This is a genomic window from Rhodococcoides fascians A25f, from assembly GCF_000760935.2.
Lineage (GTDB): Bacteria > Actinomycetota > Actinomycetes > Mycobacteriales > Mycobacteriaceae > Rhodococcoides.
Map to the genome: position 1 here is coordinate 432,058 of NZ_CP049744.1, position 13,074 is coordinate 445,131.

Sequence of the window (13,074 nt, forward strand, 5' to 3'; positions counted from 1 at the left end):
ATGCCCGATCCCCATCATCGCACCGTCTTGCTTCCGTTGACCGCGGCTCAACGGGGAGTGTGGACGGCCGAACTGTTGGAGCCGGACACGGCGCAGTACACCTGCCTGAGTTTTGTGGATTTGCCTGCAGCGCTCGATGTCGCCGTGCTCTGTCTGGCTCTAGAGACGGTAGTTGCCGAAACGGAGGCCCTCCGCACTCGCTTCCTCGTGCTCGACGGTAGACCGGTCCAGGAAATCGCCGCGACGGGTGTGGCGAAGCTCGAGGTGGTGGATCTGCGAGAGAGTTCTGACGCCGAGAGTGCGGCGGAACAGCGAATGCGCTCCGACGCCGCTGTGTCGCTAGACCTTCGCGAGGACAAGCTATATGACCACACACTATTTCGTTTGACTGACGACCGGTCCTGGCTATGTGTGCGCTACCACCACATAGTTCTGGACGGCGTGGGTTTGCACCTACATCTCCAACGCCTGGCCGAGGTCTACAGCGCTCTACTCGCCGGGGAGCCTGCTCCACCTGCTCCGCCCAGTTCGGTCGGCAAAGTCGTGGAAGAAGAAGTCGATTACCAGGCATCACCCAGATTCGAGCGGGATCGAGCGTTCTGGGCCGACCTAGTGGAAGGAATCGAGGAACGCGCTGGCGTTGGTCACTCCGAGCCGGGACCCGCCGCCACAGCTGTCCGAGTGAGCGGCCTAGTGGACGCGGACGTAGTTGATCGGCTGAACAGCGTTTGTCGTGGGCGCGGCGTCCGATGGTCGGTGGGGGCCATCACTGCTGCTGCTGCATTCGTCCACCGGGTCGGTGGTGCCCGCGACGTGGTGCTCGGATTGCCGTTCCCTGGGCGGACACGTCGAGCTGCACTGTGTACCCCGACGATGCTCGCGAACGACCTCCCTCTTCGGCTGGCGGTGACGCCGTCGAGCAACTTCGCGGATCTGCTTGGGCAGACATCCGACAAGATTGCGGCAGCGATGAGCCACCAACGCTGCCGGGGCGAAGACGTGCGACGCGCCGGCAGCCATGGTCTATGGGCAGTTGTTGTGAACGTGGTGTCGTTCGGTAGGCCACTGGTCTTCGGGGCGGCGACCGGCGCACCGAAGCTATTCGCGCCTGGCCGCGTCGAGGACTTGGTGATCAACATTCACGGCTCGCCGGATATGCACGAGCCGGTGCGGATCGATATGCACGGCAACGCGGCGCTCTACGACGAAGCAGCGTTGCGTGTCATGCACAGGCGGTTCCTCGCATTCCTGACGGATGTCTCAGCAAACGGGGCGGCCCCAATTGGTCGGATCGGCTTGTGCAGTTCCGACGAACTCGCGGTGTTGAGTGACTGGAACGATAGTGCGACGCCACCGGTATTCGCCGCGCTGCCGGAGCTGTTCGAGCTGCAGGCCGTTCGGACTCCCGATGCCATTGCGATCGAGGCACCCGGGTCTGACAACCGCACCTATCGGGAACTGCGAGCCGAGGTTGGTGCGCTGGCCGCTGACCTCACCGGCCGAGGCATCGGGGTGGGTGACGTTGTCGCGATTGCGCTACCGCTGGGACCTGATGCGCTGGTCGCGATGCTTGCTGTGCAACGCAGCGGGGCCGCATACCTCCCGCTTGATGTCGACCAGCCATCTCGTCGTCTCGCCCGCATTCTCATCGATGCGGGCCCCGTTCTTACCCTGACCTCTGACGAGTTGCACAACAGTTTGCCCGACGAGGTGCGCACCCACGTCGTGGCCGCCATCTCGATCGACCAGGGCCCTGTCCCGGCTCCAGTCTCCCTCCGACCGTCCGATGCGGCCTACGTCATCTACACGTCTGGTTCCACCGGCACGCCCAAGGGCGTGGTCGTGGAGCACCGATCGCTCTCGGTGTTCCTGGGTTGGCTGCGCGAGGCCTATCCACAACTCAGCGGTTCGTCGGTAGCCCACACGTCGATCGCGTACGACCTCGGAGTGCCGTCGCTGTTCGGGCCACTCACCTGCGGTGGCCGGGTGAGGTTCGGCGGGATCGAAGCTTCCTTCGGGTCGCCGCCTACGTTCATGAAGGCGACTCCCTCGCACCTGTCATTGCTACAGCAGCTACCTAGCGCGGCCACACCGACTGGGGTACTGATGCTCGGGGGGGAGCACCTCCGCGGAGACATGCTGGCCGCGACGCGCCGAACCTCCCCAGACCTCGCCATAGTCAACGAATATGGACCGACCGAGGCGACAGTCGGGGCTACGTGTCTCACCCTCGCGCCGTCCGCACCCGACCCGGTGGGACGGGTCCCGATCGGGACTCCGCTGCCCGGCACTCGCATCCACGTGCTTGATCAGGCCTTGCGTCCGGTGCCCCCAGGGTGTCCTGGGGAGATGTACATCGCGGGGGCGTTGCTTGCCCGTGGATACCTGCGCCGCCCAGACCGAACCGCCGAGCGATTCGTCGCCGATCCGTTCGGAGCGCCGGGGGAACGGATGTATCGAACCGGCGACCTGGCCCAATGGGACGGGGGGCTCCTCACCTGCCTGGGACGTGCGGACCACCAGGTAAAGATACTCGGACACCGCGTCGAGCTGGGCGAGGTCGAGGCCCGGCTGGTCGAGCATCCTGCGGTACGGGCGGTCGCTGTTGTCGTCCGTGAGGACCGCGCCGACCAGCCGCGGATCGTGGCATACGTAGTTGCGCAACGGAATCAGAACATCGTTCCGGTCGAGATGCGCCGTTACCTCGAGGAACGGTTGCCAACCGCGATGGTGCCGGCCGCGACCGTCGTGCTCGACGCGCTCCCACTCACTCCCAATGGAAAACTAGATGTCCGCGCCCTACCCGCCCCGGAATACCGCGCGACCTCGGTGTGGCGCGGACCGAAGACGGCTTTGGAGAAGACCCTCTGCCAGTTCTATCGGGATGTGCTCGGCGTCGAAGCCGAGATCGGTATCGATGATGGGTTCTTCGAGCTCGGTGGCGATTCGTTGCAGGCCACCCGCGTCGCGGGGCTGATCCGTGTCGAGTTGGGGGTCGAGGTGAACGGCCGGACCCTCTTCGACACTCCGACTGTCGCAGGGCTCGCCGGGACTCTGGAGAGCCGCCTGCGCACCGAGCCCACCCTGGTGCCCGTATCCACCGCGCCCGCCAGCCGCCCACCGCGTTTGCCGCTCTCGCGTGCCCAGCAGGGGCTCTGGCTACTCGATCGGATGTCGAATGCTGGTGCGGCCTACAACGTTCCGATCGTGCTTCGATTTCGGGGTCTTCTGGACCACGATGCACTGGAATTGGCGGCTCGCGACCTCGTCGCCCGTCACGAGGTTTTGCGCACCGTGCTGCCTGAAGACGAATACGGCCCTCATCAGGTCGTTCTGGACGTCGGTGATACTCCGCTCGTACAAGGTGGAATCGACGGGCCGGACGTCAGCGAAGCAATCTCGGACGGGGCAGGCGTCGCCTTCCAGCTCGCCACCGATCGCCCGCTGCGGCTGCATCTGAGGCGCACCGGTCCCGACGAACACGTACTCCTTATGGTGGCGCACCATGTGGCCTGCGACGGGGCCTCGCTCCGGCCGTTGCTGCGCGATTTGGGCGAGGCCTATGTCGCCCGGAGCAGCGGTCAGGCACCATCGCGTGCGTCGCTTCCGCTGCAATACGCCGATGTCGCTCTCCGACAGAATGCGGAGCCGCTCGAACTGATGGAACGCGGGCTCGCCTACTGGGAACAACGCCTCGGTGGTGCCCCGAGGCATCTGGCCCTACCGGGTGCCCGCCCGGTACCCGCCCAGCGCTCCCATCGTGGCGGGGTCGTGCCGTGTGTTGTACCCGTCGAGCTACATCGGGCTCTGGATGATCTGGCCGCCGCGAGTGGCGTCACCACTTTCATGGTCGTCCATGCGGGACTCGCCGCGACGTTCCACCGCCTGGGTGCTGGCACAGACATCTCGCTCGGTACGGTCGTCCGCGGGCGGCCCACGCCGGACCTCGAGGATATGGTCGGCTTCTTCGTCAACACTTTGGTTCTGCGTGTCGATCTCGCCGGCGGCCCGTCGTTCCGGGACCTGCTCGCACGCGTCCGTGAGACCGACCTCGACGCTTTCGCCCACCAGGACGTGCCGTTCGAGCAGGTGGTCGAGCGGCTCGCACCGCGACGTTCTCTCGGACGCAATCCGCTTTTCGAGGTAATGCTCTCTTTCCGGACCGATGATCCTGTCGAATACCTCGCGTCGTTCGCTGGATCGCCGGATCTCGAGGTGTCCATCGAGACTCTTCCGACCGCTGTCGTCAAGTACGACCTGGCATTCGAGCTCAGGGAGGTACGCGGTCCCGGGGGGCTTCCCGGCGGTCTCATCGGCGAGCTCGAATACAGCGCCGACAGATTTGATGAAGAGACCGCTGAACTTCTGGTCGAACGGCTTTTACAGATCTTGCAGGCCGGGTCGGATCGACCAGACACCGAGGTCGGCCAACTTGCCGTACTCGACATCGCCGAGCCTGCCGTCTTGCTCACGCCCCCGAATGGACCCGTCGGTGAAAAACCCGCTGCGACGGAGGAGCGCGGACCGTGGCGCGCCCCGCAGACGCCGCGAGAGGTGGTGTTGGCTCAGCTGATCGAGGGCGTGCTCGACACGACTGCGATTGGCCTCGACGACGACTTCTTCGAGCGCGGGGGGCAGTCACTGTCCGCCATCCGAATGCTGAGCCAGATCCGCGCCGCGCTGGGTGCTGAGCTGTCTGTCGCGGCATTTTTCGAGGCACCGACGATTGCGGGAATTTGCGCGGCCTTGGACGCGGATGTCCCCGCACGTTCGAGGTTGATACCTGCCGACCCTCGGCCGACCCGAGTGCCGCTTTCGTTCGCACAGCAGCGGCTATGGTTCCTCACCCACCTCGATGGGCTCAGCGCCTCGTACACGATTCCCGCGACTATTCGGCTACGCGGAGGGCTGGACCGTTCAGCCATCACAGCCGCGCTTGCCGATCTGGTGGATCGTCACGAAATTCTGCGCACGATCTACGTCGAGGACGCAGGCGGTGCTCATCAGGTCGTGCTGCCTCCGGGTGCCAGCCCGGTGCCGCTTCCGGTCGTCAAGGTGGACGAGGAAGGGCTGGCTGTCGAGCTGGATCGGGTTGCCGACGAAGAGTTCTTGCTCGCGCGGGAAATCCCGCTACGCGCCCGGCTGTTCGAGCTCGGCCCCGACGAGCACGTGCTACACGTGCTCCTGCATCACATTGCGGGCGACGGATGGTCGATGGACCGACTGGCCGCCGACCTCGGCCTTGCCTATTCCGCCCGGGTCAGGGGTGGACCGCCGGATTGGACGCCTCTCCCGGTGCAGTACGCCGACTACACCCTGTGGCAACTCGAGGTTCTCGGTTCCGAAGAGGACCCGGCCAGCCCGATCGCCCGCCAGATCGCGTTCTGGCGGAAGACATTGGCAGGGCTGCCCGAGGAACTAGAGCTGCCTACGGACCGTCCCCGACCGCCCGTGCCGTCCTACCGTGGCGGGCGCGTCGCGTTCTCGGTACCCGCTGAGCTGCATGCCGGGCTGCTGGCGCTCGGTCGGGACAACAAGGTCAGCCTTTTCATGACGATCCATGCCGCGCTGGGAACCATGCTGTCGCGAATGGGTGCGGGAAGCGACGTGCCGATCGGTACCCCGGTTGCCGGTCGAACCGACGGCTCACTCGACGATCTGGTCGGGTTTTTCGTCAACACCCTTGTACTGCGGACCGACCTGACGGGCGATCCGACGTTTGCCGAACTGCTCGAACGGGTTCGGCGAACAGATTTGGACGCATATGCACACCAGGACTTGCCGTTCGAGCGGCTCGTAGAGCAGGTCGCCCCAGTCCGCTCACTGGCTCGGCACCCGTTGTTTCAGGTGCTGCTCGGCCTCGACGACAACCAGTCGGCATTGAATCACCTGCGTATGCCTGGGCTGACGACTGAGCTGGAGCGCACCCGGGGGGGACGGGCCAAGTTCGACCTGTCTTTTTTTCTGGACCAAGAGCACGATCTCCACGGCAGTCCCGCTGGCCTGACCGGTGCCGTCGAGTACAGCACCGACCTTTTCGACGAGGCCACCGCCCGCTCGATTGCGCGGCGTCTTCAACAAGTGCTGTCGGCCGTGGTGTCAGACCCGGAAGTGCCGATCAGCCGGATACCAGTGCTGGCCGCAGCCGAACGGTCCACTCTCCTGCAATGGGGCGCCGATCCCAGGCCCATCTCCGTCCTCACCCCAGCTGAACTCGTTCAGGAGCAGGTGTGGCGTATCCCGGACGAAGTCGCGGTAATTTGCGGGAATCAGCAGCTCACGTATCGCGAACTCGACGAGCGGGCCAACCAGCTGTCCTGGGTACTGAGGGGGCGCGGAGCTCAAGCGGAACGAATCGTCGCCATTGCGCTGAGAAGATCGGTATATCTCCCCGTCGCGTTGCTAGCTGTCGCCAAGTCCGGAGCCGCGGCGTTGTTGCTCGACCCTGAAGCGCCCACCGAGCGCCTCGACGCCATCATCGCGGATTCAGAGGCGAGAGCCGTCGTGACGGACCTAGCCACGGAGTCTCGACTATCCGCTTCCGATATTGTCTTCGCGCTGGACACACAGCGAATGCAAGTCGAACTTGCCGAATGCGACCCGCGCACAGCTCCACCGCCCACCGGAACGTCGCAGTCGTCGGCGTATGTGGTGTACACGTCTGGCTCTACCGGCACGCCAAAAGGTGTGGTGATGCCACGCTCGGGACTGGTCAACTTGTTGGTCTGGCATCGAGAAACCCACCGTGTGCTGCCGGGGGCTCGCGTCGCCCAATTTCTCTCACTGGCGTTCGACTTCGTTGTGCAGGAGATCTGGCAGACGCTGGCCGGCGGGAAGACGTTGATGGTGCCGGAGGATGACGTGCGCCGTGACCTCGAGCGCTTCGCCATGTGGGTTGATCATCATGCAGTCACGGAACTGTTCGCGCCGCGACTGGTGATCGACTCGTTGTTGGAGGCGGCCGCGACGATGGGCGTGTCACTGGGGACTGTCACAGATCTGTTCCAGGGGGGCGAGGCGTTCCGGCTGGGTGCCGATTTGAGAGCGTGGTGCACAACGCCCGATGGTGACAACACCCGAATCCGGGTGCACAACATCTACGGCCCCGCCGAGACGCATGCCGCCACCGCGACCACCTTGGCTGCCGATTCGGCCCGCTGGCCTGGCGTGGCTCCCATCGGACGACCGATCCACAACGCAACCGTGTTCGTACTCGACCGCGCAATGGGTCTGGTTCCGCCGGGCGTGGTCGGAGAGCTTCACATCGGGGGTGCGCAGTTGGCCCGCGGCTACCTGCGTCAACCCGGCCGAACCGCAGAACGATTCGTAGCTAACCCGTTCGATGAAACGGGGACACGCATGTACCGCACCGGTGACTTGGTGCGGTGGACGTTGGCAGGCGAACTGGAGTTCGTGGGCCGCGACGATGACCAAGTCAAGGTCCGCGGCTTCCGTGTCGAGCCGGGCGAAATTGAGGCAGCGCTCGTCGATCATCCCGGAGTGGCCGCCGCCGCTGTACTGCCACGAGCCGACACCGGAGAAACCCGCCTTGTCGCTTACGTCGTCCCGGCACCCGCAGGCGGAGAGCATGCGCCTGTGTCCCACTGGCGCGAGATGGCATCCCATCTGGCGCGCAGGCTTCCCGACTATCTGGTGCCTTCAGCGTTTGTACTGCTCCACGCACTCCCATTGACCCGGAACGGCAAGCTGGACAAGTCAGCTCTGCCTGCGCCGACGGTGGTGTCGAGTTCCAGCCCCGAGCAGCCACTCACCAGCGCCCAGGCCTTGCTGTGCAAGGTGTTTGCGACGGTGCTGGGCCTCGACTCGGTCGGTGTGGACGACGGGTTCTTCGAATTGGGCGGCGACAGCATCGTCTCCATCCAGCTTGTCGGCGCTGCCCGGCGGGAGGGCTTGACTTTTACCGTCCGGGACGTCTTCGAGCACCGGACACCCGCTGGTCTTGCAGAAATTGCTCGCCCGGCCAGTGCCGAACCCGCGGAGGAGCCTGGTAGCGGAATTGGAATGGTTTCGCTGTTACCCATCACCCGGTGGCTTGCGGAGCGCAATCTGACCGCCGCGGAGGGCTCTACGCTCCGCGAATTCAGCATGTCCACGGTACTGCAGGTGCCCGCCGACCTGGGGATGGACCGGCTCATCACGTCAATTCAAACTCTGGTGGACAGACACGAGGTGCTGCGCAGTACCTTCGGGGTCGGAGGCAGCGGGTCAACCGCGGTCGACCTGTGGGTGCACGAGGTGCATCCCGAAGGGGCGGTTACGGCCGCTGATTTGGTGCAGCGGGTCGACGCCATAGGCCTCGACGGCGACACGCTCGATGAGAAAGTCCGCCATCATGGTCTTGCTGCCCGGGGCCGCCTCGACCTTGCCGGCTCGATGCTCCAGGTGGTCTGGTTCGACCGCGGGCCCGAGATAGCAGGCTTGTTAGCCGTCGTCATTCATCACCTTGTCATCGACGGCGTGTCCTGGCGTGTGTTGGTAGCCGATCTCGCGGAAACGTGGCGCGCAGCGCACGCCGGCCGCCCCGTCGAACCGAACCCTCCCACAGGCACCTATCGACGTTGGGCGCAGCGACTCACAGCTACTGCCCCGAACCTTCGCGGGGAGTTGCCGCACTGGACCAATGTCCTCGGTCGTAAGGACGAACCGATAGCGCACCGGGGCCTCGACCCAGTGCTCGACACATACGGCCGGGCCGGATCGTTGACGGCCCGGCTCCCAGGTGCCATCACCCATCAGGTGCTCACGACAGTTGTGCAGGCGTTCCATGCCGAGATCAACGACGTGCTGCTCACTGCATTCTCGCTGGCGGTAAGGGATTGGCAGGCTCGTCGGCGACGATCAGGTAGCAGCGGGGGATTGCTGATCCACTTGGAAAGTCACGGCCGTGAGGAGGGCCTGTTCGAAGGAATGGATCTTTCGAGCACGGTGGGATGGTTCACGACCCTTTACCCGGTCCGTCTCGACCCCGGCCCGGGCTCAGATCCAGGAGTGGCCCTCAAACGGGTCAAGGATCAGCTGCGCTCGAATCCGAACCGCGGCATCGGCTACGGCCTATTGCGCTATATCGACGTTGTCGGCGCTGCCGCACTCGCCGGCTTGCCTCACCCACAACTCGCGTTCAACTACCTCGGCAGGTTCGAGGTGGGTGCCGACGTTGAATTCGCCCCGGCAGGCTCGGTGGCGTCGCTCATACCAGGAGAACACCCGGAAATGCCGTTGGCGCATGTGCTCGAACTCAACCCGCGCACCGAAGTCGGTCCGACCGGCCCTGAGCTCGTCGCGAGCTGGACTTGGGCCGGCGACTTGCTCACCGAGGTCGACGTAGCAGCCCTCAACGACATCTGGTTTGCGCACCTCACGGCATTGGCCGAGCTTGCAGCCCGTCCTGATGCCGGGGGAATGAGTACCTCAGATGTGTCGCTGGACTCGCTCAGCCAGACCGAACTCGATGAGTTCGAACTGTTCGCGCGCGACCTCAAATCCGAATGGGAGAACCAGCTGTGAGCCGCAGTGTTGTCGAAGATGTCTTGCCACTCTCACCGCTGCAGGAGGGTCTGCTCTTTCACAGCTCGTTCGACACATCAGCTCCCGACGCCTACGTCGTGCAAATGGCGTTCGACGTATCCGGACCGCTTGATGCTGACACCCTCCACACTGCTGTCGCAGCGGTGGTGGCCAGGCACCTGAACCTGCGGTCGGCGTTTCGGCAGCGCTCTTCTGGGGAGTGGGCCCAGATCGTCCTGCGTGAAGTGCCGCCGGCATGGCGGTACATGGATCTGAGTGCCATACCTACCGCTGAACGCGAGGCTGCCGCCGTCGTCGCACTGGAAGAAGAGCGGCGGTCCGGATTCGATCTCGGGCGCCCACCACTGGTCCGCTTTGCGCTGCTGCGCCTAGGCCAGCACGAACACAGGCTTGTGGTGACCAACCACCATGCCGTTCTCGACGGGTGGTCGGTTCCCGTCCTGCTGCGAGACTTGCTGGCCGCCTACGAAAACGGCGGTAGTGCTGCAACGTTGCCGTCTGTCAGCTCCTACCGCGATCATGCACGCTGGCTTGCCGCTCAAGACCGTCCCGCCGCAGTGGCGGCCTGGGACACGGCGATGGACGGTGTCGACGAGCCCACTCTTGTGGCTCCGGGTGTCCGTCACTCCACGGCTTTTTCCGCCGACGTGGAATACGGTGTCGACGCGGACCTGTCGGCGGCGGTGAGCGTTCGTGCGCGGGAGCAAGGGCTGACCTTGAATACCGTCTTCCAGGTCGCTTGGGGCCTGGTGCTCGCCCAGCTCACCGGCCGAACCGACATCGTATTCGGCATGACGGTGTCACTGCGTCCGGCGGAGCTCCCCGGCGCGGCGGAGATGGTCGGACCCCTGATCAATACCGTTCCGGTCCGGGTCCGCCTACGACACGAAGAATCACTAACCCAACTGTTGGCGCGTGTCGCGCGGGAACAAACCGCCTTGCTGAGCCACCAGCACTTGGGCCTGGCCGAAGTGGTGCGCCGGGTCGGCGTCGGAGAATTATTCGACACCCAGATGGTGTTCCAGAACTACCCGGTCGTGCGTGCCGCAGACGCCGAGAAGCGAATCACGCTCGCACCCACCCGCAGCAGGGCGGCCACTCACTACCCGCTGGTGCTCGTGGCCGCCGCGCGTGAGAACTTGACCCTGCGGTTGGGTTATCGCACCGACCTTGTAGCTCGTGCCGATGCTGAGGCGCTCATCGGTCGATTGGTTCGCGTGCTGGAGGATGTCGCCTCCAACCCGGACCAGCTGGTCGGTCGGATGCAGTTACTAGGAAATCAGGAGCGCTCCCGGGTTCTCGCGCTGGCCCATGGTCCGGTGCTCAATCCTCCTCGTCACGGTGTCGTCCGCATGGTCGAGGCGACCGTGGACACCTCTCCCGACGCCGTCGCAGTGATCGCCGAACCTGACCTGACCTACCGGGAGTTGGACGAGCGTGCCAATCGCCTGGCGCGGTATCTCGTGGAACGTGGCGCGGCCGCCGAACGGTACGTGGCTATCGCACTGCCGCGTGGCCCGGAACTGGTTGTTGCCTTGCTCGCAGTGCTCAAGTCCGGAGCCGCCTACCTGCCCCTGGATATCGATAGTCCTCCCGCGCGACTAGCCGAGATGTTGCAGGACACGGAACCCGTCCTCGTCCTGGCCACGCGTGATACCGCTGATCTCTTTTCGGGGACAAACCGAATGGTGCCGCTCGTCGATAACGACCTCTGTGCCGGATATCCAGAACATCGCCTGACCGATACCGAGCGGGCGCGTCCGGCTTCCCCGCACGATCCCGCATACGTGATTTATACGTCCGGGTCGACCGGGCGGCCGAAGGGAGTGGTAATCGAGCACCGTTCACTCAGTGCTTACCTGCAGTGGGCTCGGTCGGCATACCCGATGACGGCCGGAACGTCACTGGTGCACTCGCCGGTCTCCTTCGATCTGACCGTCACCGCTCTCTACACCACCTTGGTCAGCGGCGGCCGGGTCCAACTCAGTGACCTGGCCGACGACGTGGTCAGTGGTTCGCGGCCCACGTTCGTCAAGGGCACACCGAGCCACCTCGCCATGCTCGACGCGGCGCCGGACGCGGTGTCGCCCAGTGATGCGCTCATGCTCGGTGGAGAGCTGCTGGTTGGCGAAGTACTCGACGTATGGCGACGACGGCACCCTGATGCCACCGTATTCAACGTCTACGGCGCAACCGAGGCGACCGTCAACAGCGTCCAGAACGAGATCGCACCCTGCGCCGAAATCGCGCCTGGGGCGGTACCGGTCGGTCGTCCCTTCCCAGATACTCAGATATTCGTTGTCGACGCCGCATTGCGTCCGGTCCCGGTCGGGGTTACAGGAGAGGTGTATATCGCGGGCACCGGCTTGGCCCGCGGGTACCTCAACCAGCCCGGCCTGACCGCCGGACGGTTCGTTGCATCCCCATTCGCAGCGGGTGCTCGGATGTACCGCACGGGCGATCTCGCTCGGTGGAACACGGAGGGCTTGCTGGAGTTCGTGGGTAGGGTCGACGGACAAGTGAAGGTCCAGGGCTACCGGATCGAGCTGGGTGAGATCGAGGCCGCGTTGGCCCGTTCTGCCGACGTCGATAGAGCGACGGCAATTGTCCGCGAGGACCGAGTTGGCGATCGGCGACTCGTAGCCTATGTAGTGTCTGGCGATCGAGGACTCGATGTCGCCCAGCTTCGCGAGCAGCTCGCCACTGTGCTGCCCGCATACATGGTGCCGTCGGCGATCGTCGAACTCGACGCGCTGCCATTGACTCGCAACGGCAAGCTCGACCGTGCAGCACTGCCGGTGCCGGGTCCTGCCGTGGCCCAGCTGGGTCGACCTCCGCGTTCGCCGCGCGAGGAGATCCTGTGCGGGCTTTTTGCCGACGTGCTCGGCGTGCCGGCGGCCGGTGTAGACGATAGCTTCTTCGACCTGGGCGGGCATTCTTTGCTCGCGACCCGTTTGGTCAGCCGGGTCCGGTCGGTACTTGGCTGCGATTTGGCCATCCGTCAGTTGTTCGACACCCCAACTGTGGCCGGTCTTGTCGACGCAATCGATAGGACCGGACCCGGGCCGGCCGCGCGTGCCCGGGTGACTGCAGTGCGACCGCGTCCAGAGCGGGTCCCGCTCTCTCACGCCCAGCTGCGGCTGTGGTTCCTCGATTCATTTGATGACGATTCGGTGGCGTACAACGCACCAGTGGCAATACGCCTGTCCGGCAAGCTCGATCGGGCGGCGCTGCAAATCGCGTTGGCCGACCTGCGAGAACGGCATGAGAGCCTGCGGACCGTGATCGGTTCCGACGTCGACGGACCGTTTCAGGTGGTGCTGCAGCCCGACCAGGTCTCCGACGAATTGGAGATTGTCGAAACCACCTCGGACGACCTGGCGGCGGACGTTTCCACCCACAGTGCGCACCACTTTGATCTGGCCGTGGAGACGCCGTTTCGGGCAACATTGTTTGCGGTCTCACCTGACGACCACGTGCTGCTGTTGGTCAGTCATCACATCGCCAGTGACGCCTGGTCACGTGCGC

General features: G+C 64.8%; 2 protein-coding genes (1 of these 2 only partly in view). Both read left to right on the plus strand.

The features are described 5' to 3' along the window. Nucleotides 1-9,525 (plus strand): non-ribosomal peptide synthetase, encoded by a 9,525-nt coding sequence (locus BH93_RS02085; RefSeq protein ID WP_052065246.1) that lies wholly within the window; start codon nt 1-3, stop codon nt 9,523-9,525. Continuing rightward, a protein-coding gene (locus BH93_RS02090; protein WP_165712605.1) for a non-ribosomal peptide synthase/polyketide synthase crosses the window boundary here: on the plus strand, nt 9,522-13,074 show its start. Its footprint extends 16,868 nt past the window's final position; the window shows 3,553 of its 20,421 coding nt (coding positions 1-3,553); its start codon is at nt 9,522-9,524; the stop codon falls past the right edge of the window. The genes BH93_RS02085 and BH93_RS02090 overlap by 4 nt, the downstream gene beginning before the upstream one ends.